At 53.7% G+C, this 24,569-nt stretch carries 23 protein-coding genes, 1 other RNA gene and 2 other annotated features (1 of these 26 only partly in view); of the genes, 14 read left to right on the top strand and 10 right to left on the bottom strand.

The genetic code is table 11. The annotated features are described in order from the left end of the window. Window positions 1-3 precede the first annotated feature (3 nt). The 6 genes from NOG13_RS07410 to NOG13_RS07385 form a co-directional block, all read right to left on the bottom strand. A complete protein-coding gene (locus tag NOG13_RS07410; protein WP_283109935.1) occupies window positions 4-732 on the bottom strand; it encodes a GntR family transcriptional regulator in 729 nt (242 codons plus the stop codon). Window positions 733-1,039: 307 nt separating this feature from the next. Continuing rightward, window positions 1,040-1,792: an exodeoxyribonuclease III gene (locus NOG13_RS07405; RefSeq protein WP_283109934.1), complete on the bottom strand. Its 753-nt coding sequence runs from the start codon at window positions 1,790-1,792 to the stop codon at window positions 1,040-1,042. A 176-nt stretch (window positions 1,793-1,968) separates the two neighbouring features. After that, a non-coding RNA gene (ssrS, locus tag NOG13_RS07400) (6S RNA) lies at window positions 1,969-2,158 on the bottom strand. 6 nt (window positions 2,159-2,164) lie between these two features. Then, window positions 2,165-2,494 carry a DUF1292 domain-containing protein gene (locus NOG13_RS07395; RefSeq protein ID WP_283109933.1) on the bottom strand — a complete coding sequence of 110 codons (330 nt, stop codon included), beginning with the start codon at window positions 2,492-2,494 and terminating at the stop codon, window positions 2,165-2,167. Between the two features lie 818 nt (window positions 2,495-3,312). After that, on the bottom strand, window positions 3,313-4,191 hold the full coding sequence (locus tag NOG13_RS07390; protein ID WP_283109932.1) for an OmpA/MotB family protein: 879 nt from the start codon (window positions 4,189-4,191) through the stop codon (window positions 3,313-3,315). Between the two features lie 18 nt (window positions 4,192-4,209). Then, window positions 4,210-5,022, bottom strand: coding sequence for a motility protein A (locus tag NOG13_RS07385; protein ID WP_283109931.1), 813 nt, complete (start codon window positions 5,020-5,022; stop codon window positions 4,210-4,212). 362 nt (window positions 5,023-5,384) lie between these two features. Between NOG13_RS07385 and NOG13_RS07380 the strand changes: the two genes are divergently transcribed. From NOG13_RS07380 to ybaK, 14 genes are all read left to right on the top strand, one after another. After that, window positions 5,385-6,656 carry a M14 family metallopeptidase gene (locus NOG13_RS07380; RefSeq protein WP_283109930.1) on the top strand — a complete coding sequence of 424 codons (1,272 nt, stop codon included), beginning with the start codon at window positions 5,385-5,387 and terminating at the stop codon, window positions 6,654-6,656. A 182-nt stretch (window positions 6,657-6,838) separates the two neighbouring features. Continuing rightward, window positions 6,839-8,188, top strand: a complete 1,350-nt coding sequence (locus tag NOG13_RS07375; protein ID WP_283109929.1) for an FG-GAP repeat protein — start codon at window positions 6,839-6,841, stop codon at window positions 8,186-8,188. A gap of 19 nt (window positions 8,189-8,207) precedes the next feature. Continuing rightward, on the top strand, window positions 8,208-8,912 hold the full coding sequence (locus NOG13_RS07370; protein ID WP_283109928.1) for a response regulator transcription factor: 705 nt from the start codon (window positions 8,208-8,210) through the stop codon (window positions 8,910-8,912). Window positions 8,913-8,961: 49 nt separating this feature from the next. Beyond that, entirely contained in the window at window positions 8,962-10,440 is a 1,479-nt protein-coding gene (locus tag NOG13_RS07365) for a sensor histidine kinase (RefSeq protein ID WP_283109927.1), read from the top strand. After that, window positions 10,437-11,405, top strand: coding sequence for a DUF1385 domain-containing protein (locus NOG13_RS07360; RefSeq protein ID WP_283109926.1), 969 nt, complete (start codon window positions 10,437-10,439; stop codon window positions 11,403-11,405). Before NOG13_RS07365 ends, NOG13_RS07360 begins: the two co-directional genes overlap by 4 nt. Continuing rightward, entirely contained in the window at window positions 11,402-12,250 is an 849-nt protein-coding gene (gene prmC / locus NOG13_RS07355) for a peptide chain release factor N(5)-glutamine methyltransferase (protein ID WP_283109925.1), read from the top strand. The genes NOG13_RS07360 and prmC overlap by 4 nt, the downstream gene beginning before the upstream one ends. A gap of 148 nt (window positions 12,251-12,398) precedes the next feature. Next, window positions 12,399-13,586, top strand: coding sequence for a recombinase RecA (gene recA, locus NOG13_RS07350; protein WP_283109924.1), 1,188 nt, complete (start codon window positions 12,399-12,401; stop codon window positions 13,584-13,586). After that, a complete protein-coding gene (locus tag NOG13_RS07345; RefSeq protein ID WP_283109923.1) occupies window positions 13,583-14,200 on the top strand; it encodes a regulatory protein RecX in 618 nt (205 codons plus the stop codon). Before recA ends, NOG13_RS07345 begins: the two co-directional genes overlap by 4 nt. Further along, a complete protein-coding gene (gene rimO / locus NOG13_RS07340) occupies window positions 14,201-15,547 on the top strand; it encodes a 30S ribosomal protein S12 methylthiotransferase RimO (RefSeq protein WP_283109922.1) in 1,347 nt (448 codons plus the stop codon). After that, window positions 15,544-16,116: a CDP-diacylglycerol--glycerol-3-phosphate 3-phosphatidyltransferase gene (gene pgsA, locus NOG13_RS07335; RefSeq protein ID WP_283109921.1), complete on the top strand. Its 573-nt coding sequence runs from the start codon at window positions 15,544-15,546 to the stop codon at window positions 16,114-16,116. Before rimO ends, pgsA begins: the two co-directional genes overlap by 4 nt. A gap of 95 nt (window positions 16,117-16,211) precedes the next feature. Continuing rightward, window positions 16,212-16,419, top strand: a binding site (T-box leader). Window positions 16,420-16,509: 90 nt separating this feature from the next. Then, the gene (gene cysE / locus NOG13_RS07330) at window positions 16,510-17,166 is read left to right on the top strand and encodes a serine O-acetyltransferase (RefSeq protein WP_283109920.1); all 657 of its coding nucleotides are present in this window, start codon (window positions 16,510-16,512) and stop codon (window positions 17,164-17,166) included. Between the two features lie 34 nt (window positions 17,167-17,200). Continuing rightward, the gene (gene cysS / locus NOG13_RS07325; protein WP_283109919.1) at window positions 17,201-18,607 is read left to right on the top strand and encodes a cysteine--tRNA ligase; all 1,407 of its coding nucleotides are present in this window, start codon (window positions 17,201-17,203) and stop codon (window positions 18,605-18,607) included. A 71-nt stretch (window positions 18,608-18,678) separates the two neighbouring features. Further along, the gene (locus tag NOG13_RS07320; protein WP_283109918.1) at window positions 18,679-19,899 is read left to right on the top strand and encodes an NRAMP family divalent metal transporter; all 1,221 of its coding nucleotides are present in this window, start codon (window positions 18,679-18,681) and stop codon (window positions 19,897-19,899) included. A 29-nt stretch (window positions 19,900-19,928) separates the two neighbouring features. Further along, window positions 19,929-20,408, top strand: a complete 480-nt coding sequence (ybaK, locus tag NOG13_RS07315) for a Cys-tRNA(Pro) deacylase (RefSeq protein WP_283109917.1) — start codon at window positions 19,929-19,931, stop codon at window positions 20,406-20,408. Between the two features lie 113 nt (window positions 20,409-20,521). Here ybaK and NOG13_RS07310 read toward each other — a convergent pair whose 3' ends face one another. The 4 genes from NOG13_RS07310 to ilvB are packed head-to-tail and all read right to left on the bottom strand — an operon-like array spanning window position 20,522 to window position 24,349. After that, window positions 20,522-20,893, bottom strand: coding sequence for a RidA family protein (locus NOG13_RS07310; protein ID WP_283109916.1), 372 nt, complete (start codon window positions 20,891-20,893; stop codon window positions 20,522-20,524). Between the two features lie 27 nt (window positions 20,894-20,920). After that, window positions 20,921-22,114: a threonine ammonia-lyase gene (gene ilvA, locus NOG13_RS07305; RefSeq protein ID WP_283109915.1), complete on the bottom strand. Its 1,194-nt coding sequence runs from the start codon at window positions 22,112-22,114 to the stop codon at window positions 20,921-20,923. 55 nt (window positions 22,115-22,169) lie between these two features. Continuing rightward, entirely contained in the window at window positions 22,170-22,661 is a 492-nt protein-coding gene (ilvN, locus tag NOG13_RS07300; protein ID WP_283109914.1) for an acetolactate synthase small subunit, read from the bottom strand. A 20-nt stretch (window positions 22,662-22,681) separates the two neighbouring features. Then, the gene (ilvB, locus tag NOG13_RS07295) at window positions 22,682-24,349 is read right to left on the bottom strand and encodes a biosynthetic-type acetolactate synthase large subunit (RefSeq protein ID WP_283109913.1); all 1,668 of its coding nucleotides are present in this window, start codon (window positions 24,347-24,349) and stop codon (window positions 22,682-22,684) included. Window positions 24,350-24,411: 62 nt separating this feature from the next. Continuing rightward, window positions 24,412-24,569 (bottom strand) — a binding site (T-box leader); it runs 85 nt beyond the window's last position.

Here is a 24,569-nt window from a genome sequence, read left to right as displayed (position 1 = left end):
AGATTATATGCCAAAACTGACTGAGCGCTGCGGTATCCGCACCAGTGTACGGTTATTATCGGCAAGATTTTCTTCCGTAACAAAGTAATCTGGGTAAAGTTTCAGAAGCTGTTCCGTTTCCTGCTTGACTTTCCCGAGATGATGCTCCAATGCGTCGCACATGGCATCTTTGTCGTGCTTTTGTGCCGCCTGCAGAATTGCTTCATGTTCCACTACAATGTTTTGACTGATTCCTTCCAAGCGTGTGGAAAGAATGCGGAAGCGGTTGTAGTGAGAAACCACGTCGCAGATTGTCTCCCAGCTGAGTAACTGACCGGCTGTTTCAAAAATCAGCCGGTGAAATTCGTTGTCAACGGCAAAAGCGCTCCGGTAATCATCGGCGCGGGTGTTGCGCAGGGCGGAAATCAGATCTTCCATGCGCGACAGGACTTCGCTGTTGCAGTTTTGCAGAAACGGTTCCACGGCACTCAGCTCCAGCGATCTGCGCAGAAAGCGCTCCTGTGCGATGCGCTCAAGACTAATGCGTGAAATAACGGTTCCAGACTGAGGGTAAATGTCAACCAACCCTTTTTTCTGCAGACGGATGACCGCTTCACGAACCGGAGTGCGGCTGACTCCAAAGGCGCTTGCCAGCTTCTGCACACTGACCGTGAGCCCCGGCTCCAGGGTGAGATTCATGATTTCATTGTTCAATCGGCGGTAAACCTCATCATTCAGTTTGGCATCCCGCATAAAGAACCTGCCTCCTTCATGTTGCTTTCGGGTCGGCGTGAGCGCTTTTCCCGAAACCCATTTACATACTGCAAAATTGGTGGAAACTTTTGCAGAGTTTCCTTATAAAGTAGATGGAATCATACTGAGACAATTCACACCGCAGGCAATCTGCCGGAGCGGGTTATCCGAGATGATTTTATACTAACATGTTAACATAGGGGCGTCAACTTGTCAAATTATGTAATGTTTTCGTGAAAATTTTGATACATTTTAATGCAAAACAGCTGGGTAGTTCTACCCAGCTGTTGAAATTTTATTTTCGGATTTACGCAAGAATCAGTCCGACGGGGCAGTGATCGCTGCCGGTGATGTCGGAAAAAATCAGGCTGTCCTGCACGTGCTCTGAAAGGCGGTTGGAGACGAGAAAATAGTCGATGCGCCATCCGGCGTTATGGGCACGCGCATGAAAAAGGTAGGACCACCACGTGTAGGCACCTGTCTTTTCGGGATAGAGAAGGCGAAAGGTGTCGACAAATCCGGTATCCAGAAGCTGCTCGATTTTCTGCTGTTCTTCGTTGGTAAAGCCGGCGTTCCCTACGTTTTGCTTCGGGTTTTTCAGGTCAATTTCGCTGCGGGCGACGTTCATGTCGCCGCAAATCACCACAGGCTTGCGATGGTCCAAAGCAGTTACATATTCGCGGAACGCATCGTCCCACGACATACGGTATTGCAGGCGTGTCAGCTCTCTCTGGGAGTTTGGCGTATAGACGTTCACCAGAAAGAACGAATTGAATTCCAGCGTGATAACGCGGCCTTCTCCGGAAAACTCCGCAGGGCCGAGGTCATAACGGACGGAAAGAGGCTCTATGCGTGTAAAAACAGCGGTTCCGGAATAGCCCTTCTTTTCGGCGCTGTTCCAGAAAGATTGGTATCCGTCAAAAGAAATATCTGCCTGTTCAGGGTGCATCTTTGTCTCCTGAATGCAGAAAATATCTGCTTCGCTTGCGTTAAAAAAGTCGGCGAAGCCTTTGTTCATGCAGGCGCGAAGGCCGTTTACATTCCATGAAATCAGTTTCATTTTGTTCTCCTCTCGGGCAGGTATCAGTCCAGCCGCCTGCCTTGCGTATATCTTACCATATTCGAGCAAAATCTGCACGATTTGCAGCCGGTCGGAAAAGCATGCCAAAAACCCAGTTTGTCGCATAAAAAAGCACCTTCAAACCGTTTTTGGTTTGAAGGCGCTGGATGTTTGAAATAAGCCCCGCCTGGCCGTAAAGTGTCAAATAACCTGCCTACGACAAAGCAGGTGGGTGCCCGCCCAACGGCTTCGTACTCCCTTCGTCCGGCAAAAGCCGGGAGGTCTGAGGTCCACCGCCGGAGCTAAGCTCCCGATGATAGTTTGTAGGGTTATTGATACACTAGTCCGCGCACCAGGCAGGAAGAAAACGGATTAATTTTCCTCGCTGCCGTCGTTGCTTTCGTCATCTTCTTCGTCGTCGCCGAAAAATTCTTCAAAACGAGCCTCAAACTGTTTGGCGAGTTTCTCCAGCAGCTCTTCATCTTCCACTTCGGCAAGCTGCTGCTCTCCGTCTTCCTCGATTGCTTCAAAAATATAGTAGGAGCCCCGTGATTCGACTTCCTTCTGCGGATCGTCATAAGTTGGAAGGAGTGCATAGAAGCACCCGTCCTCGTTGTCAATCACATCGAGAATTTCAAATTCATGCTCTTTGCCCTCGTCATCGACCAGAGTGAGCAGATCCGCTCCGAAATCATCATACATTGGGCTAATTCTCCTTAATCATTAGTGTGGGTAACACTTGGAACGGTATTATTGTATCGTGCCGACAGGATAAAGTCAACAGGAAATTTGTCATGTATAAGTTGTACTAGATTTTTCTTTTTTTATGAAAAATTCTATTGACATTTCCGGAAATTTGGTTTATACTTAAGCCAGAAAAGAGAAAAGGGACGATTTGAGAAGAGGGTGCGGGCCCAGCCCAAAGATGATGGTAAGGTCTCCCCTGAACCGTATGGGCGGGCGGTGTGACGCACCGGCGAGAATCCAACTTTTCGCAGGAGGGAGTGAGTCCAATGGGCACTGAAGAATCATCACAGTTCGCAGCTGGTCTGTTGGACTGTGATTTCACTCATCTGAACGGAAAGGAATGAGTCCAAAACAGAACGCTCCTGTAATTTCCTGAATTTTGAAATAAAGGAGACAGTGAAATCCGTTGCAGATCACCAATTTGAGAAAAGCAATTCTGAGGAATTCAGTATGAGCATCCCACAAAGCTAAACCGCGCTTCGGTTTGAAGCAAAGCGGGAAAACCGCCAAGAAAAAGCGGCAGAGACGGGGTTGCCAACGTGGAAGATTCCTTTGATTACAGCTTGATATGGTGATACCAATGTTTTCGTAATTGCGATTTATTTGGTTCTGCGAAAATAGTTTCCGCAGGATGAAAACCAATAAAACTAGGGCGGCTCCGGCGAACGCTGGAGCCTCTTCTTGTTTCCGAATATTCGGCGCAGTGGATGCTTACCGAATGCTCCGTCAAAAAAGCCTCGGCAATTGCCGAGGCTTCCTTCTTTTTTATAAGGTTAATGCTCCGCCGCTGCCGCAGAGGTGGAGGCAGACTGGGAAGACGTGGACGATTCCGGCTCAGAAGAAGCGAGCGTTGCCTTGTCGCGGCCGGTTGCGCCAACACCCAAAACGGCGTTTTTATAAATCGAGATTTCAACACGGCGGTTCTTTGAACGCCCTTCTTCGGTGCTGTTTGTTGCAATGGGGTCAAAGTGCGCATACCCCTGAATCGAGAGCTTGTGCTGGTCAAGCCCGTTGCTTACCAGCTCGTTCAGCACCGTAACGGCGCGCTGTGTGGAAAGTTCCCAAGAAAGCTTGTCGCTGTTCTTCGGGTCGACGACAACATCCGCCGTATGTCCGCTGATTGTGATGTGGTCAACACGGTCGTAGACCTTTGCGAGCGCCGAGCTTATCTCTTTTATAATTGGTTTGCTGCTTTCCAGCATGGTTGCGCTGTTTGGTTTGAAAAGGACGACATCTTTTAGGTGAATCTGGACGAGCTCGCCGGTGTCTTTTACTTCAATTTCATTTTCAAGGCCATTGGCTTTGATGTAATTCTGCAGGATAACGTAAATTTCCGTAAGTGCGTTGTTCTCAGCGGTTCCGACGCCTCCGAATCCGGTACTGCTGGTGGAAGAAGTCGTCGTAACGCCGGGAATGTAGTAAAATGCGTTTCCAGTTCCGCTGCCTGTTCCGCTGCCGGTACCCATCCCTGTCCCTGTGCCAAAGGCGGTGTGGAAATTCGCAGCTAACTTCCTGTACTTTTCCGCATCAACATTGCTGATGGAGTACATCATGATGAAAAGTGCCAGCAGAAGGGTGATCATATCGGAGTAGGTTAAAAACCACCTGTTGCCATTGGTAGGTTCATCCTTCGGCGCATGTTTCTTTTTCATTCTTTCAATCACTTCCGGTCAGTTTTCAATTCCTGCCTTATACTTGTCTTCACAATTCGGGAAGGCGTGGTAATACAGTGCGAGTTTGTTTTCAATGTTACGCGAACTTTCGCCGCTTGCCAGCATGCACATACCGTCCACAATCATATCGCGGAAGACGAGCTGACGTTTCAGGCAGGTTTTCAGGTGGTTGGCGGCCGGGAGGTAAACGACATTAGCAAAGAAAATACCGTACAAAGTAGCAATGAACGCAGAGGCGATGCCGGTTGTCAATGCTGCGGTGGAAGCGTTGACATCTATGGTCGAAAGCACCTGCACAAGGCCAACGACCGTACCGATGATGCCAAGGGTTGGCGAATAGCCGCCCGCTTCGACGAAAATGTCGATTTCAAGCTGCTTTTTCTGTGTGTAGCTTGCAATATCTGCCTGGAGTGTTTCCTGCATGGTTTCGGTGTTCTTAATATCGGTTGCCAGAATCATGGCTTCTTTCAGCATAAGGTAGTTTTCATGGTTCAGGTCAGAATCGTTCAGTCTGGACTGCAGCTGAAGAAGTCCTTGTGAACGGCAGAGGTCGGCAAGGTCGCAGATTTTTTTAATCAAGGCCTCAGGGTCAGGCTTGTTTTTGGGATTGTAGCTCGCAAACAGAGATTTTACCGCATTTCCTACATCGACCAGACCGAAGGATGTGATAACGACACCGATGGTGCCGACGACAACAACGAGAAACGGCGAAAGTCGAATCAGTGCATTGACTTCACCGCCATCTAACAAATAACCTGCAATGATGCCACCGATGGAAACAAGAAGACCGACTATTGTTGAAATATCCATTTGAAAAAAATCCCTCCCAGCCAAGTTGAACGCATGAAATGACACGAAATCAAACGAAAAAGAGAGGCTTGTGTCAGAATTTATCACTTTAAGGCAATAGTTTTATCATACTGAGGACAGTATGTAGAAATCAAGACGCAGCCGAATTTTCATTCGTGTCAAAGCATTTTTCGATAAATCACATTTAATTTATCGGCAGATTTTCCATAATCCTTAATGCTTTCGGCAAATTTAGCAGGAAAACAACAAATTTCGCCATTCCCATTTTGGAACGAATGGCGCATATTTGTCAACACTGGGGCATATTCCCTGCACGAAAATCATACAGATTTGGGTGAAGGAATTCGGCGGGGGTGGAGCAGTTGAGAGTACTAAGAATCGGTTCCGAAGGGAATGATGTGGCGGAAGTACAGTCCATTTTAAAACGCATTGGCATTGACCCCGGTGCGGTGGACGGCAAGTTCGGCACGCAGACGCAGAAAGCCGTACAGGAGTTTCAGAGGAGATTTGGGCTGGTACCGGACGGAATCATCGGGCCGATGACATGGAGAATCCTCGGAAGATATCTGCTCGGCTATGACATCTATACAGTCCAGAGGGGCGATACCTTCTACAGCATTGCGAGCAGGTTCGGCTCAGACCCCGCGCTTCTGCAGGCGGCAAACCCCGGTGTGCTTCCGGAAAATCTCATGCCCGGCATGCGGCTGAACGTCCCTTATTCATACGATGTTATTGCACAGGATGTCCCGTATTCCTATGATATTCTCAGCCGGAACGTTCAAGGACTGAAAGGACGCTATCCGTTCCTGCGCGTCGCCACCATCGGCGCGAGCGTCTTGGGGAGAACGCTTTATGTGCTGCGCCTTGGTATCGGGGAGCGTCAGGTCTCTTACAATGCCGCCCACCATGCGCTGGAGTGGATTACTTCGCCGGTGCTGATGAAATTTGCGGAGGAATACCTGAAAGCCTACGCCCTTCGGAGGCAGCTTGGAGGGTATGACGTACGCGAACTGTGGAATGAGTGCACCATTTGGATTATACCCATGGTCAACCCGGACGGCGTCGACCTTGTTATCAACGGCCTTTCTCCTTCTAACCCGTACCGCGACCGTTTGATCCGCTGGAACGGCGGAAGCATGAATTTCTCCAATGATTGGCAGGCAAATATCCGCGGCGTAGACCTCAACCACAACTACAACGCCGGGTGGATGGAATCGAAGCAGGCAGAAGCGGAACTTGGCATCACCGGCCCGGGGCCGACGCGCTATTCGGGGCCATACCCTGTTTCCGAACCCGAGACGCGCGCAATGGTTTCCTTTACCAGAAGCCACGACCTGCGCCTTGTGATGGCCTACCATGCGCAGGGCCGCGTCATCTATTGGAATTTCCAGAACCTTGCGCCCGCCGAGGCAAGAACAATCGGCGAGAGCCTGTCGCGCATCAGCGGGTATGCGCTGGATGAGGCGACGGGCGTTGCGTCCTATGCAGGCTACAAGGATTGGTTCATTCAGGATTTCCGGCGCCCAGGCTATACAATCGAAGTCGGCGAAGGGAAGAATCCGCTGCCAATTTCCCAGTTTCCGCAGATTTATGCCGAGAATCAGGGAATGCTTCTCTACGCCGCCACCGTTTGAGCAGACTGGAAGATACCTTACAGGAAACAATAAAGACCCGACGGAAAGGAGGTTTTCCTTCCGCCGGGCCTTTTTTGCTGCCCGTGCGAGTTACAGATTTGAAACTGTTCTTTTGAAGTTAACAATGCTATAATGACTGTGTATATAGAAAGGCCCGGTGCGGGGAAAGGAAGAGGATTGACATGAAGCGAAAAGCAGCACTTTTGGCAATTGTCGTTGCCTTGGCTACGATGCTTTCCGGCTGTTCTTTTGCCGGCCTCGATGCCGGTGCGCTGATGCATGCCCCGAAACCGACCGGCGCCAATGAGGCGGACATTCAAAATCTTCTGGACAAAACTGCGGGCGGCGATTACACCCTGAAGTACCCGGCGGCTGGAGACAACCGCTCTGCCATTCTCGAGCATCCTGTGGGGGCGGCAGATTCCGACGCGGCAGTCGCGTTTTACCAGAAAGATGACGAGCCTACCGTCATTAACGTTGTGTTCATGCAAAAAACCGAAGGCGAATGGAAAATTGTCGGCAGCTTCCACAATCAGGCCTCTGAGGTGGAACGCGTCTGCTTCGGTGATTTGGACGGCGACGGACGGGACGAAACAATTGTCGGCTGGGGAAACAGCCTTAACAACAACAGCACAATCTTTGTTTACTATTATCAGAACGGCAGAATGAACGAGCTAAAACTGAACCAGAACTACTCCGAAATGGAGGTTATGGATTTTGTCGGCGACGGGCGCTGCGAGATTTTCACCGCTTGTGTTACGGTCGGCGCACAGCCTGCGGTGGCGCGCCTTATCCGTGTTACCGACGGCAACATAGAGGTGCTCGGCACTGCGCCGTTGGATTCCGGCGTAACGCGCTATGCTTCGGTAAAGACCGGCCTACTCGATGAAAACCAGAACGGCGTTGTTCTGGATGGCATCAAAGCCTCAAACACCATGGAGACAGAAGTGATTTACTGGGACAAGAAACAAAAGATGCTGGTCGCCCCATTTTATGACATAATCACCAAGACGGCAAAGAGTACCACGCGCAATACCTCCGTTGTTTCCAGAGATGTGAACAACGATAAAATCATAGAGATTCCGTTTGTTACCCTGATGCCGGGCTACACCACTTCAACAACGGATGGGGCGGATTTTATGACAACCTGGCACCGGTATGACACAGAGAACAATACGTTCGTGCGCGTGATGAGTATGGTAATCAACGAGACAGACGGCTACTCGTTTTCCATACCGGATATGTGGCGCGGCAAGGTGACGACGAAGCTTGATCCGTCAACGCGTTCATTTTCGTTTTACAAGTGGAACGCTGCGGGAAACGGGACCGGAGGCACGATTGGAAATGAGCTGCTAAGGATCCGTGCATTCTCCAAAAAGGAATGGAGCAGTATCGGCGAGAAGTCCGGATATTTTTCCTTGTATTCCACGGGAAGTTTGGTTTATGCGGCGCGGAACATTCAGCCGGACGATGAGCTTTCCCTGACGAAAGCAGAAGTAGAGGAAGCATTTCAACCGATTTGGCAAGATTGAGCAAATGGAGGGGGAACACTTGAAAACAATCCTGGTTGCAGAGGATGAACAGACCATCCGAGAATTTGTTGTCATCAATTTGAAGCGCGCAGGGTATGAGACGCTTGAGGCGAGTAACGGCGACGAGGCACTGGAAATCTACGACCGCGAGGGCGATAAAATCGACATTGCGGTGCTAGACATTATGATGCCCGGCCAGAACGACGGCCTTGCCGTATGCAAAGAGCTTCGGCGCCGCAGCAACTCCATCGGCATTATCATGCTCACAGCAAAAACACAAGAGATGGATAAAGTCGGCGGCTTGATGATGGGTGCCGACGACTATGTGACAAAGCCGTTCAGCCCGAGTGAGCTGGTGGCGCGCGTAGACGCCGTTTACCGCCGTGTTGCGCTCGAACAGATGCGCACCCAAAACAATTTCCGCGAGGAAATTCGTTCCGGCGATTTTGTGTTGAATCTTCGCAACCGTACGCTCCTTAAGAACGGCCAGCCTGTGGAACTGACGCAGGTGGAGTTTCAGATTATGGAGTATTTCTTCTCTTCCCCGGGAACTGCGCTTGACCGCACCGATATTCTCCGCCATGTGTGGGGAGAATCCTACTGCGGGGAAGAAAAAATCGTAGATGTGAATATCCGCCGCCTGCGCATGAAGGTGGAGGACGATCCGTCCAGCCCAAAGCACATCGTCACCGTGTGGGGACTCGGCTACAAGTGGGAAAGCTGAGCTTTCCGACGCCTGCGCTTGAAGCATAGAGAAAGGAGGAAACCGCGGTATGGAAACCAAGAACAACGGAGCGGCGAAAACGAGTATTGCCCGCCGGTGGATTACGAACAGCGTGGGAATTCTGCTGCTGATTATCATTATTTTGGTTGCCGCGCTTTCCTTCGCTGTGCAAGGCTATGTTTACAACGGTATTCAGTCTGCGCTCAACGGCCGTTCCGATGAACTGACCAATGTTTTTTCCAGCTTCGGAAGGAAATCCGAGCTGGAGTTTATCACCGCTGCGCGCAGTTATGTTGAAAATTTCCCAAACAAAGAGAGCATGGAACTTATGGTCATCAGCCCGAGCGGGAAAGTTATTGCGACTTCCATCGGCTTTACGCCTGACCAGAACGAGGATATTCCCGATTATCGCGAAGCGCTGCAGAGCGTGAATGACTACGGCTCATGGACAGGAACACTCAAAAGCGGAGAACGCGTCATGGCGGTGACGCGGGTAATCCGCAATGAACTCGGGTCGCCCGTAGGAGCCATCCGTTATGTGGTGTCGCTCACGGAAGCCGACCGGCAGATTTTCACCATTGTTGGCGCACTGATGCTTTCGGGCGCCATTGTGCTTCTCTTTGTGTTCGTTTCCAGCCATTATTTCATCCGTTCCATTCTCACGCCGATTCGCCAGATCGGTGCCACGGCAAAGCTGATTGCGCAGGGCGATTTTAAGACCCGCGTTGTGAAAACAACCAACGACGAGCTCGGCGATTTGTGCGACACCATCAACAACATGGCGGAGGAACTCGGGCAGAACGAGAAAATGAAGAACGATTTCATCTCCTCGGTTTCGCATGAGCTGCGTACGCCGTTGACCGCCATCAAGGGCTGGGCGGAAACAATTCAGTCCGGGGAGACTGACCCCGCTACCTTTCAGCGCGGTATGGGTATCATTGTAAGCGAGACAGAACGCCTTTCCGGCATTGTGGAGGAACTGCTTGACTTTTCCCGTATGCAGAGCGGCCGCATGACGCTGACGATGGACCGCATCGACCTTCTTGCCGAACTTGGGGCCGCAGTCTATATGTTCAGCGAGCGTGCGCGCAACGAAGGAAAATTCCTTGTGTATGACGAACCCGCCATGCTGCCTCCCGTGCTCGGCGACATCAACCGTCTGCGGCAGGTGTTTGTGAACGTGCTTGACAACGCCCTGAAATACACGCAGTCGGGCGGCACCATCAATGTGGACGCCGCGGAAGAGGACGGCTTCATCCGCGTGACCATCGCTGACGACGGCTGCGGAATTCCGACGGAACATCTGCCGAATGTGAAGAAGAAATTCTACAAGGCAAACCAGACAGTGCGAGGCTCCGGCATTGGCCTTGCCCTTGCAGATGAAATTATGACGCTGCATTCCGGCAGCTTGGAAATTGACAGCCACGAAAATGTGGGAACGGTTGTAACCATCCGAATCCCGACGTTCAAAAAACTGGAAGACAATGTGCAGGAAAAGGCTGAACAGAAAGAAAGGAACTCCGAATGAGCAGGGAGAAGACAAAATACATTACGTCAATCGGCGGGCAGGCGCTTGTTGAAGGCATCATGATGCGCGGCCCGAAAAAAACGGAGATTGCCGTGCGCTTGCCGGACGGAAGCATTTCCGTGGAGGAAATGAACATCAATAGCCTTCAGCAAAAAAATAAGCTGTGGCGCCTTCCCGTTTTACGGGGCGTCGCCGCGTTTGTCGATTCGCTTTCCATCGGCTACAAGGCGCTTGCGCTTTCTACGGAAAAAAGCACTCCGGAGGGCGAAGAGGAAGAAGAATCAAAGTTTGACCGCTGGATTGAAGAAAAATTCGGCGATAAGACCATGAGTGTCCTTTCCGCGGTGGGTGCTGTCCTCGGAGTTGTGCTGGCGATTGCACTGTTCTTTGTCCTGCCGACATGGATTTTCAACCTGATTCAGAACGCTGCCGGCCCGTCAATTTCGGGCTGGCGTTCACCCATCGAGGGCCTGATGCGCATTGCGATTTTCCTCGGATACATTGCTCTATGTGCCGCGATTCCCGATGTGCGCCGCGTGTTCCAATATCACGGAGCGGAGCATAAGACCATCTTTTGCTATGAAAACAACGAGGAGCTTACGGTCGAAAACGTGCGCAAACACCAGCGCTTTCACCCGCGCTGCGGCACGAGCTTCCTCGTGCTGATGCTCCTTATCGGCATTATCATCGGCTTTTTCATTCCGTTCACGTCGCCACTGCTTCGCACGTTTGCCAAGCTGCTCTGCATTCCCGTTGTGATGGGCGTCGGATACGAATTGATTCGTTACTGCGGAAGGAACGACAACACGCTTACGCACATTATTTCCGCGCCCGGCCTTTGGATGCAGCGCATTACCACAAAGGAGCCGGACGACAGCATGATTGAGGTTGCCATTGCCGCCATGCGGGAAGTTATTCCCGAGGACGGAAGCGACCGCGCCGTCGTTCCGGAAGACGCGGCATGAATATCGGGGAGGTTTACCGCGAGGGGAAGCGCCTCCTCGTGCAGGCGGGCTGCGATTCCCCGGATTTTGACGCGGGCTGTTTATTTGAAAAGGTATTCGGGTTTGACCGCCAGCAGCGGATTCTGCAGTCCTACGCCGAGGCGGATGCAGAGAAAGCGGAGCGGTATCTTGCGCTTGCGCGCGAACGGGCGGGCGGAAGGCCGCTGCAGTATATTCTGGGCGAATGGCCGTTCCTCGGCATGATGCTCGAAGTGGGGGAGGGTGTTCTGGTCCCCCGGGAGGAAACGGAACTGCTGGTGCGAACCGCAGCGGAGATGCTGAAGGAAAGAGAAAACCCGCAGATTGCGGATTTGTGCGCGGGAACGGGAGCCGTCGCGCTCGGCCTAGCATCGCTGTTGCCCGACGCGCGCGTGAAGGCCGTGGAGAAATTCCCGGCTGCCATGCGTTTTCTGCGGCGTAACATTAAAAAAACGGGCCTTTCCCGTGTGGAAGCCGTTTTGCTGGATGTGCTCGACGCCGCCTCGACGGAAGGGTTTCCCGCACTCGACGCGGTGGTTTCCAACCCGCCGTATGTGCGCCGGGAAGAAATTCCCACGCTTCAGCGTGAAGTGCAGCGCGAGCCGCACGAAGCCCTTGACGGCGGAGAGGACGGGCTCGTGTTTTACCGCGCCATTGCGGAAATCTGGCTGCCGAAGCTCAAACCGGGCGGTGTAGCTGCCGTGGAAATCGGTGAGGGACAAGCCGAGGATGTGGCAAAACTGTTCGCCGGGACATTGGAGAAAATTCATGTGTTTCGCGACCTTAACGGAATCGAGCGGGTGGTTTCAGGCATGCGGCGTGCCTGAAACCTTTTTCGCCTGCCCGCAGGTTGTAAATTTATCGTGAGAATGCGGAAAGGCCCATTCGGCGGGGGTTACGCCGCCTTGCTTTTCACGCGAAAATAACATATAATAAGCTAAACTTTGTTCGAGGGTAGCGACGGGAGGAAGCAATATGTCGGAAAAAGGCGCGGCAAGCAAAAAGCTTACCAAAACGGTTACGGAAGTTTCAAATGCCGATGAAAAGAAAATCGCGCTGGAAACAGCACTGGCGCGAATTGAAAAGCAGTTCGGAAAGGGAGCTGTCATGCGTCTGGGGCAGAACCAGGCCATGCAGGTGGAGGCAATTTCCACAGGTTCCCTGGGACTTGACCTTGCGCTCGGAATCGGCGGACTTCCCCGCGGACGCATCGTCGAAATATACGGACCGGAAAGCTCCGGCAAAACGACTCTGGCGCTGCACTGCGTGGCAGAAGCACAGAAAACCGGCGGCAATGCCGCGTTCATCGACGTGGAGCACGCCCTTGACCCGGTTTATGCCTCTGCCCTTGGGGTAGATGTGGATTCCCTCCTCGTTTCTCAGCCGGATACCGGCGAACAGGCATTGGAAATCACCGAAGCGCTCGTTCGTTCGGGCGCAATCGATATCATCGTCATCGACTCCGTGGCGGCGCTCGTTCCGCGCGCGGAAATCGAGGGCGAAATGGGCGACAACGCCGTCGGCCTGCAGGCGAGGCTGATGTCGCAGGCACTTCGCAAACTGGCAGGTGCCATCTCAAAATCCAACTGCGTGGCAATTTTCATCAACCAGCTGCGTGAAAAAATCGGCGTAATCTACGGCAGCCCCGAAGTGACAACGGGCGGCCGCGCGTTGAAGTTCTACGCCTCCGTGCGCCTTGACGTGCGCAAGGGCGAGGCCATTAAGGTCGGCAACGACCAAGTTGGAGCCCGCACACGTGTGCGTGTCGTGAAGAATAAGATTGCTCCGCCGTTCCGCACCGCAGAGTTTGACATGATGTATGGCCATGGGATTTCGCACACCGGCGAGGTGCTTGACCTCGGTGTGGCACTTGATATCATCCAGAAGGGTGGCTCATGGTTCTCGTACAAGGAGACCCGTCTCGGGCAGGGTCGTGAGAATGCGAAGGCCTTCCTCGATGAGCATCCGGAAATCCGGGACGAAATCGAGGCGGAAATCCGCAAGGATGAAAACGCTTCTAAGCTCTTTACCAAAGTTCCCGGAAATACTGCGAAAACCGCCTCAAGCGGCGTAAAACCCGTGAGCGTGAAAGAGACTGCGCCGGTTGTGGAGGACGATTCCCGCTACGGCGCGGATATTGACATTGAGGTTGACGACACATGATGCTCACCGCCGTCGAGCCGCGGCGAAAGGGCCTTGTGGCGCTTTACATCGACGGTGAAAAAGCGGTTGACCTCGACGCCGAGGTCTATTTGAAGTCCGGCTTAAAGCCGGGGGACGAGCTCGACGACGAGCAGCTCCGAAACTTGATTGCCGCAAGCGATGCCCGCCGCGCGGAACAGAAGGCGATGTATCTGCTCGGTTTTCGTGCGCACTCCGAAAAGGAGCTTGCCCGGAAACTGAGCCGTACGGTTCCGCGGGAGGCTGCGGAGAAAGTCGCTGCCCGCATGGCGGAACTGGGCCTTGTGAACGACGAGGAGTATGCCCGCACGCTCGCTAGGGAGCTTTTTGCACGGAAACACTATGCTGCCGGGCGTGTGCGCATGGAACTGATGCGCCGCGGAATCCCGCCTGAACTTGCACAGGAAGCCGTGGAAGAAGCGCGGACCGACCCGCAGGAAGCAATCCGCGAGTTGGTCGAGAGAAAATACGAAAGGTACCTCGGTGATGAAAAGGGCCGCCGAAAAACGGTAGCTGCCCTACAGCGCCTTGGGTATCAATGGGACGATATTCGCTGCGTCCTGAATGAATTTACAGCTAGTAATGAGGATGAATAAATGGCAAATTCAGTAGGATTGGTCAATCTCGGTTGCGCCAAAAATCAGGTGGACGGCGAGATTATGCTTGGAGCCCTGCAACGTGCAGGCTATGAGATAAAGGACGACGCGGCACTTGCCGATGTGGCGATTGTCAACACCTGCGGCTTTATCACCGCGGCGAAAGAGGAAGCCATCGAGGAAATTTTGGAGCTGGCGCGCCTCAAAAAAGAAGGAAGAATCAAGGCAATCGTCGTGACAGGCTGCCTTGCGGAGCGCTACCGAGAAGAGGTCCGCAAAGAGATTCCGGAAGCAGACGCCGTTGTGGGCATTGGCGCAAACGGGGATATTGTCTCGATCGTGCGCGAGGTGCTCGAAGGCAAAACCAATGAGGTGTTTCCGGAAAAGACGCTTCTCCCGCTCTGCGGCGAGCGCCTTCTCCTGACGCCGAGTTGGTCTGCTTACCTGAAAATCGCGGAAGGGTGCAGCAACCGCTGCTCTTACTGCGCGATTCCGATGATTCGCGGGAAATATCGTTCGCGTACGCTGGAAGATGTGGAAGCGGAAGCCCGCCGTCTTGCGGAGAACGGGGCGAAGGAACTGATTCTGATTGCGCAGGACACCACGCGCTACGGCATGGATCTTTACGGGAAGCCAATGTTGGCGGAACTTCTGCGCCGTCTTGCGAAGATTGACGGCGTCGAGTGGCTGCGTGTGCTTTACGCTTACCCGGACACGGTGACCGACGAACTTCTCCAGACCATTGCGGAGGAGAAGAAAGTTGTGAAATACATCGACCTGCCGATTCAGCACTGCAATGACGAGATTCTGCGCTCCATGCGCCGCAGGGGAACCCGTGCGGAACTGACCGCACTGATTCAGAAGATGCGCGCGATGGTGCCGAACCTCGTGCTTCGCACAACGCTGATTGCCGGGTACCCCGGTGAAACGGAGGAGCAATTTGACGAGCTTTGCACTTTCGTGCGGGAAATGCGCTTTGAGCGCCTCGGCTGCTTTGCCTACTCGCAGGAGGAAGGCACGGTGGCGGCAGAACTTCCAAACCAGATTGAGGAAGACGAGAAGCAGCGCCGCGCGGGAATGATTATGGAAATTCAGATGAACCTCATGCAGGATATGGGAGAAAACATGAAAGGTCGTGTACTCCGCGTCCTCACAGAGGGATTTGACCGTTATGCTGATTGCTGGTTTGGGCGGTCCTATATGGATGCGCCGGACGTCGACGGGAAAATTTATTTCCGTGCGACCGGGAAAAAACCGGTGCCCGGCCATTTTGTCCGGGTAAAAATCACCGACTGCATTGACGGAGACCTGACCGGCGAAATTACGGAAGAGGAGGAAACGGAATGAATCTTCCGAATAAACTCACGGTGTTGCGCGTAGTTTTGGTGCCGGTGTTTGCGGTCTTAGTACTGTATTCCTTTTTGCCGTATCACACCGTTTGGGCCTTGGTAGTTTTCCTCGCGGCTTCGCTGACCGACCATTATGACGGCAAGATTGCACGCGAGCGGAACCTCGTGACTAATTTCGGAAAATTCCTTGATCCGTTAGCGGACAAGCTCCTTGTGATTACGGCGCTTGTCTGTTTCCTGCAGCTTGACCTTGCCGATGTCTGGTGCGTGCTGATTATCATTGCGCGTGAACTGCTTGTAACCTCGATTCGCCTGCTTGCTTTGGATGCGGGCGGAATCGTAATTCCCGCAAACAAATGGGGAAAAGCGAAGACCGTGAGCCAAATGGCCGCGATTCTGTTCATCCTTACTTACAGAAGCGTAAAGGAACTGATGGCCTTTACGGGAAGCGTTCTGCCGGTTGAAATTGTGGGCACGGCGCTCCTTTGGATTGCAGCGGCGCTGACGGTTGTTTCAGGAGTAATTTATATGAAGCAGAATATGCACCTGATTCTCGCTGAAAAATAAGAGACAGGTGTTTACAGAATTTTGGAATTGTACTATACTTGGTAGAAGAATTTTCGGGTAACAGGCGGCAGGGGCCGCGAATATGCTGTTATGAGGAAAACGTGTTGACCGGAAGAAGTAACCGCCATGGAAGGCAACAGAGAAAAAGCGTCATCGGCTGAAAGCGCTTTTTGTCGGACGGGCGGCGAAATGCATCCGCGAGCGGGCGGGGGGAACTTGCAGTATCTCCGCACGGGTGGCCTCGTTATTGGCTGTTATGAGTGATAAAACGGAGTGGAACCGCGGACTTTTACCGCCTCCGTCCCCCAAAAAGGGGACGGAGGCGTTTTTTCTGTGTTCCGGAATTTCATAAGGTTCTTGAAGTTCCGGCAAGAGACCTTTAGGAGGGATGATATGTTCGACCAGCTGAAGCAGGAACTGGATTCCATTATAGAACGTGACCCTGCGGCACGTTCCAGATGGGAAGTCTTTTTCCTGTACTCGGGGTTTAAGGCGGTGCGTTCTTACCGCATTGCGCATTGGTTTTACGAACATGGGCATAAATTTATTGCTAGGTATATTTCGCAGCGTGCACGGCATAAAACAGGAATTGAGATTCACCCCGGTGCAAAAATCGGAAAGGGATTGTTCATCGACCACGGCATGGGCGTCGTTATCGGCGAAACGGCAGAAATCGGTGACTACTGCACGCTTTACCAAGGCGTAACGCTCGGCGGCACCGGCAAAGACCACGGCAAGCGCCACCCCACGCTCGGCAACAATGTGCTTGTGGGCGCGGGCGCGAAGATCCTTGGACCGTTCCGCGTCGGCGACAATGCCCGCATTGCGGCGGGAGCCGTGGTGCTCAACGAAGTCCCGGACAATGCCACGGCGGTGGGTGTTCCGGCGCGCGTTGTGCGCGTGAGCGGCGTTCGCCCTGCAAACCTCGACCAGATTCATTACAGCGACCCGGTTTCGCAGCAGCTTTGCTACTTGGGCTGTGAAATCGAACGCCTTCAGAAAAAGCTTGACGCGCTTTCAGCCCAAGCGGAGAAGAAATCTGCAGAATGAAAATCCCGATTCAAAAAACAGGAGGCAGAAAAACATGAAAATTTACAATACTCTGACCCGCCAAAAAGAAGAATTCGTTCCCCTCGTGCCGGGCGAAGCACATATTTACGCCTGCGGACCGACGGTTTATAACTTCATTCACATCGGCAACGCGCGGCCTATCTGCGTGTTTGACGTACTGCGCCGCTACTTGGAGTACCGCGGCATGAAGGTTACATTTGTACAGAACTTCACCGATATCGACGATAAAATCATCCGCCGCGCGAATGAGGAGAATTCCGATTATCTGACGATTTCGCGCCGGTATATTGAAGAATACAAAACAGACGCAGAGGGCCTCAACGTGCGCCCCGCCACCGTCCATCCGCTGGCAACGGAGAACATAGACGAGATTATTTCGATTGTTTCCACGCTTGTGGAAAAGGGATATGCTTACCCTGCACCGAACGGGGATGTTTATTTCCGTACCAAGAAGGACAAGGAATACGGCAAGCTCTCCCATCAGCCGCTTGACGACCTGATGTCCGGCGCGCGCATCGCCGTAGGCGAGCAGAAGGAAGACCCGCTCGATTTCGCACTCTGGAAGGCTTCCAAGCCCGGCGAACCCAGCTGGGATTCCCCGTGGGGTAAAGGCCGCCCGGGCTGGCACATCGAGTGCTCCGCCATGGCGCGACGCTACCTCGGCAAGACGATTGACATTCACTGCGGCGGTCAGGATTTAATCTTCCCCCACCACGAGAATGAGATTGCGCAAAGCGAGTGCTGCAACGGCGTTCCATTTGCGCGCTACTGGATGCACAACGGCTACATCAACATCAACAACAAGAAAATGTCAAAATCACTCGGCAATTTCCTCACGGTGCGTGAGGTGGCGGCAAAATACGGCTACGAGCCGATTCGCTTCCTGATGGTTTCCGCCCATTACCGCACGCCCATCAATTACAGCGAGGATGTCATGGAGCAGTGCCGTTCCTCGCTGGAGCGCCTTTACAACTGCCGCGACAATCTCCGCTTCCTCATGGAACATGTGCCGTCCGGCGAAAAAGAGGGCGAAAAGGAGATTCGCCGCAGATTCGAAGAATACGAGAATCAGTTCATTGAGGCGATGGAGGACGACCTCAACACCGCCGATGCGCTTGCGGCGCTGTTTGACTTGGCAAAGGACATCAACACCAATCTGAATGCGGAAAAGGCCCCTTCCAAGGAGCTTTGCTCATTCGCGCTCGATTTGTTTGAAAGCCTTGCCGGTGTACTCGGCCTGCTCTACGCAAAACAGGAGAAATCTGCCGACGAGGAGATTGAAGCACTGATTGCGGCGCGCACAAAGGCCCGCAAGGAGAAGAACTGGGCGGAAGCCGACCGCATCCGCGATGAGCTGAAAGCCCGCCATGTTGTGGTCGAAGACACACCTAACGGCGTGAAGTGGAAGATTGTGGAATAAGGTAGCTTTACAAAATTTCATCTTCGGAACAAATTATCCCCCAAGGCATAGACTGCTTTGGGGGTGTTTTCATGCGCAGAAAAAAGCGGCGGCCTCTCTCTTTTTTTCTGCTCCTTGGCCCCGGCGTGCTTGCAGCCATGGCAGACAACGACGCGGGCGGCCTGATTTCCTACACCGTGACGGGTGCGAAATTCGGCTGGGCCGTGTTCATTCCGCTCACCTTGTGCTTGACTGCCGTAACCTACACTGTGCAGGAAATGGCGATGCGCCTCGGTGTCGCCTCGGAGAAAGGCTATACCCAGCTTCTGCGGGAACGCTACGGAACGGGCCTAATGGCCTTTCAGGTTGTGGCGCTGTTCGTGGAAAACCAGCTCACCCTTCTGACGGAGTTCGTCGGCATGTCCGCCGGGCTGGAACTGCTTGGCCTCCCGGTTGCGGCGGCTGTGGCGCTGAGCGTCTGCCTTACACTCTCCATCGCGGTTTTCAGCGGCTATGAAACAAAACAGCGGTTCGGGCTTTTCATCGGCCTGTTCAACCTTCTCTTTCTTGTTTTTGCCTGCTTTGCACGGCCGGCGGTGAGCGCAGCGCAAAGCATTTTCCTCTGTACGGGCAGGCCTTTTCGGTGGTATACCGCTGCGCTGATTGGCAATGCCGTGGCCCCGTGGATGATTTTTTACCAGAACGGCGCGTATTCCGACAGCTGTCAGCGTGCGCAGCAGATACGCAGCGGGCGGCGCGACACGCTTTTCGGGTGTATCTGCCAAGCGGCGATTGCGGCTGCGCTAATTTTCATCGGCTCTTCCGTTTTCGGAACCATTCCGGATGTGGAGAACGCCGGAGCACCGCAGATTGTGGCGGCGCTGAATGAACGGTTCGGCCCGCTGGCGGGTGCGTTGTTTGCCCTAGGATTGTTTGATTCCGGACTGCTTGCGGCGGTAACGGTCTCGCTCTCCTCCTCCTGGAGCGTGGCAGAATCGCTCGGATGGTCGAAAAGCATGAACGACAGCTTCCGGCAGGCGCCGGGCTTTTACGGCGTTTATACATTCAGCGTGCTCCTCGCGGCAGGCATGGCGCTTATTCCCGGCTTGCGGCTGAACGGCATCGCCGTATTTGTGCAGGCGGCGGGCGGTGTGCTGATGACCCCGATTCTGATTTTCCTCACGATGCTGACTTCAAGCGAAAAGGTGATGGGGGATTACGCAAACGGAAAACGGGAGAAAATACGCGCATGGTTCTGTGTGGGAATATTAACCGCCGCGTCGCTTTTTACAATTATGATGATGGCGCTGTAAGGCGGCAGATTAGAAAAGGTGAAATGCAAATGGCAAAGGAATTGAAAACAAACGTAATGAGAATCCTCGAACAGGCGAAGATTCCCTACAAGCCGTGGTTCTATGACAATAAAGACGGCAAGATTGACGGCGTCTCGGTGGCACAAAAGCTCGGCGAAGATGTGCAGCGCGTGTTCAAGACGCTTGTGACACGCGGCTCCGACCATAACTTCTATGTGTTTGTTGTGCCGGTGGCAATGGAACTGAACCTCAAAGCGGCGGCAAAAAGCGTCGGCGTAAAATCGGTTGAGATGATTCACGTCAATGAAATCAATAAAGTGACGGGTTACATTCGCGGCGGCTGCTCGCCAATCGGCATGAAGAAGCAGTTCCGCACGGTGATTGACCGCCGTTGTGAAGGGCTTGAGACAATTTTCGTCAGCGGTGGGCGCATCGGAACGCAGGTCGAACTGAACCCCAAAGACCTGCTTGCGCTTATCGGCGGCACGACAGCGGATATTGCGCAGTAAGCGTGAGTTTTGTGCAAAAAAGGAGCCGCCCCTGCATCTTCCGTTTTCGCGGGAGTTACAGGGGCGGCTTTTTGAAAACCGGATGGTAATATGGAGGAATCTTGTAAGCAAAATTATTGAACTGCGATGACTTCAACCTCGCAGAGTGCGCCCTTCGGAAGGTCTTTCACCGCAACGCAGGAGCGAGCGGGTTTGCCGGTGAAATATTTCTCATAAACGGCGTTAAATGCGGCAAAGTCTTTCATGTCCGCAAGATAGCACGTTGTTTTTACAACATTTGCGTAGGAAACGCCGGCAGCCTTGAGAATCTCGCCGACATTCTTCATCACCTGCTCAGCCTGCACGGTAATATCGCCCTGAACCAGCTCGCCCGTTGCCGGAACAATCGGAATCTGCCCGCTTGCGTAGACCGTGTTGCCGGCGATAATGGCTTGGGAATAGGGGCCGATTGCGGCCGGAGCGTTTTTGGTGGATATAGTCAGCATAACAACTCATCCTTTCGATGTTTTTCTTTAGGCAACGATGCGGTAACCGGCTTTGATGATTGCGTCACGAATCTCATTCAGATGAGCACGGTTTCTCGTTTCCACGCCGATTGACAAGGTGCAGGCGGTGATGTCGCTTTCCTCGCCGCTGCGGTCGTGGCGGACGCTGATGACGTTTCCGCCGAGTTTTGCGATGATGGAGGAAACCTCCCTCAGCTCGCCGGGGCGGTCGATCAGCTCGATTGTCAGCCGCCCTTGGCGGCCCTCTTTGATTAAGCCGCGGTTGATAACGCGCGAGAGAATCGTTACGTCAATGTTGCCGCCGGAGACGAGGCAGACGGTCTTTTTGCCCTTGATGTCTGCCTTGTTGAACATGGCAGCCGCAACAGAGACCGCGCCAGCACCCTCGGCAATCATCTTGTGCTGTTCAATCAGCGCGAGAATTGCGGTAGCAATTTCGTCATCGGTTACCGTTACCATCTTGTCAACGTATTTGCTGCAAAGGTCATAGGTCAGTTTGCCCGGGCATTTCACGGCAATGCCGTCGGCAAACGTGTTTACACCGCTGAGGGTCTCGATTTTCTTGTCGCGCAGAGATCGCACCATGCTCGGCGCGCCTGCCGCCTGGACGCCGTAGACTTTGCATTCCGGCCGCAGCGCCTTGATGGCGTAAGCTACGCCGGAAATCAGTCCGCCGCCGCCGACCGGCACAAAAACCGCGTCTGCGTCGGGAAGCTGCTCAAGAATTTCAAGCCCGATGGTGCCCTGCCCGGCAATGACGTCTTCATCGTCGAACGGATGAATGAATACCGCGCCGCTTTCTTTTTGCAGGCGGCAGGCTTCGCGGTAAGCGTCGTCGTAAACGCCCGGAACAAGCCGAACTTCGGCGCCGTAACTGCGCGTCGCTTCCACCTTGGAAATCGGTGCGCCGTCGGGAATACAGATGAGCGCGCGGATTCCGTTCTTCGCTGCGGCAAGAGCCACGCCCTGCGCGTGGTTTCCGGCGGAGCAGGCAATCACGCCGCGTTCCCGCTCCTCGGGGGTGAGGCGGCTGATTTTGTTGTAGGCGCCGCGCAGCTTAAAGGAGCCGGTCACCTGAAGATTTTCGGCTTTTAGGTAGACGTCGCTTTCCGGGTTGATGAGAGGTGCCTTAATGAGGTCGGTTTTGCGTGCAGCGTCCTTTAGAGTGAAGGCCGCCTGATAGATTTTATCTAGGGTCATGACTGGTTTCTCCTTTTTTCCTGCGAACGGAACTTGCATAGCTCGGAAAGCGGAATCAATCCGTCGCAAGGGCCATGGAACCGGTGCGCAGAATCTTCTGGATATGGTACGGAGTGTAAAGTTCAATAAACGAGTTGAGCGTGGATGCGCTGCCCGTGAGTTCAACAATCATGGAATGCGGCGACACATTGAGAATATTGGCGTGGAACACATCGGCAATGGCCACGAGCTTATCGCTGTTTTCCGGGGTGCGTTCCACCTTGAGAAGCAGATGCTCGCGGATGACCGCGTGCTCTTTGTCAAGGACATGAACTTCTTCAATGTCTTCCAGCTTGCTGAGCTGTTTATCAACTTGGCGCACGATGCGGTCGTCGCCGGAAACAACAATTAAAATTCGGGAATATTCGGTGTTCTCCGTCTGTGCTGCCACGATGCTGAGGATGTTGTAGCACCGCCTGCTGAACAGCCCCGAAATGCGCAGTAGCACACCCGGATTGTTCTTTGCGAGAACCGAAACAAGGTATTCCTTTTCGCCGGCTTCCTGCATATCCGTTTCCTCCTTCAAAACTACATTTCAAGAATCGGGTCTTCTACCGACTTGCCCGCCGGAACCATTGGCAGGACGTTTTCGTCTTTGCTTATGACGCAGTCCACAAGCACCGGCGCGTTCTGTGCCAGCGCCTCGCGCAGAACCGGTTCAATTTCATCCTTCGACGCGATGCGGTAAGACTTGACTCCGAACGCTTCCGCGAGCTTTGCGTAGTCGATATCCGGGTCTACATCGGACTGCGAGAAGCGGCCACCGTAGAAGAGTTTCTGCCACTGGCGCACCATGCCGAGCGTTTGGTTGTCAAAAATCAGCTCCACAACCGGAACCTTGTAGTGAGCGAGGGTGGAAAGCTCGGCGCAGTTCATGCGGAAGCTGCCGTCGCCGGCAACGTTGACGACCGTTGCATCCGGCCGCGCCGTTTTTGCGCCCAGCGCCGCGCCGAGTCCGTAACCCATGGTTCCAAGGCCGCCGGAAGTGAGGAAATGACGCGGTTCGCGGAACGTGTAGTACTGCGCAGCCCACATCTGGTGCTGCCCGACTTCCGTGGTGAGAATGGCGTTGCCGTCCGTGAGGCGGCAGAGGGTTTCCAGAACGTCCTGCGGAAGCACGTCGTTTGGGCCGCCCGTTTGCTTGAGCGGGAATGCCTGCCTGCTCACTTCCATCTGGTCCATCCATTCGGGGTGCTTCTGCTGCGGAAGCATCTCATTGAGCTTTGCGAGGATTTTCTTCACGTCACCGCGCAGCTTGAGGTCAACGTCGATATTTTTGCCGAACTCCGCCGCGTCAATGTCGATTTGGATGATTTTGCAGTTGCGTGCGAAAAGGTTGGCGTTGCAGATGACGCGGTCGGAAAAGCGTGTGCCGGCAGCCACAAGCAGGTCGCAATCTCTGATGGCTTCTGCCGAGGCTTTCGTTCCGTGCATGCCGAGCATGCCGAGGTAGCGCTTGCTGGTTTGGTCAAAACCGCCCTGGCACATCAGCGAGCAGGAAACAGGTGCATCGAGCTTTTCGGCAAATTCCGCCGCCTCTTTGGAAGCGTCTGCGGAAACGACGCCGCCGCCGCAGTAGAAGAACGGCCGCTTGCTGTTCTGCAGCATCTCCAGAGCCTCTGTAAAACACTTATCCGGCGGGAAATCGGAGCACTCCGGCACGAGCGGTTTTTTCGGTGTGAATTCCGTTTTCTGCGCGGTAATGTCTTTCGGAATATCGACGAGCACCGGCCCTTTACGGCCTGTGTTGGCGATTCGGAACGCGTTGCGGAGGGTGTCCGCAAGGTGCTTCACGTCTTTTACAAGAAAATTGTGCTTTGTTACCGGCATGGTGATGCCGGTGATATCAACCTCCTGAAAGCTGTCAAGACCCAGAAGGTCGCGGGTTACATTACCCGTGATGGCTACCATCGGAATGGAGTCCATGTAAGCGGTGGCGATGCCGGTCACAAGATTCGTCGCGCCGGGGCCGGAGGTCGCAATGCAGACCCCTGTTTTTCCGGAGGCGCGCGCATAACCGTCTGCCGCATGGGCTGCCGCCTGCTCGTGGCAGGTGCGGATGTGCCGGATTCGGCCGCGGTATTCGTAGAGCGCGTCGTAAATATTCAGCACGGCCCCGCCCGGGTAGCCGAACACCGTATCCACTCCCTGTTCCAGCAGACACTCCATCACGATTTGTGCTCCTGTTAACTGCATAACGGTTCCTCCTTCAGGTTCGTAACGAATATGTGGAATAAAAAACAGCCTTCACCTCTGTTGCCAGAGGCGAAGGCTGTAAAGCTTCCGCGGTACCACTCTGCTTACCGTTTTTTAAGCGGCATCTCTGCGTGCATCCAACAATGCACTTCCCGGTAACGGGGGAACCCCGGGGACACTTACTCACTTGCGTTTTCGGCGCCCTGCTCATGGGTGATTT

It is taken from the genome of Thermocaproicibacter melissae (genome assembly GCF_024498295.1).
In the GTDB taxonomy this organism is placed as follows: domain Bacteria; phylum Bacillota; class Clostridia; order Oscillospirales; family Acutalibacteraceae; genus Thermocaproicibacter; species Thermocaproicibacter melissae.
This window is presented reverse-complemented; position numbering and strand designations above follow the sequence as displayed.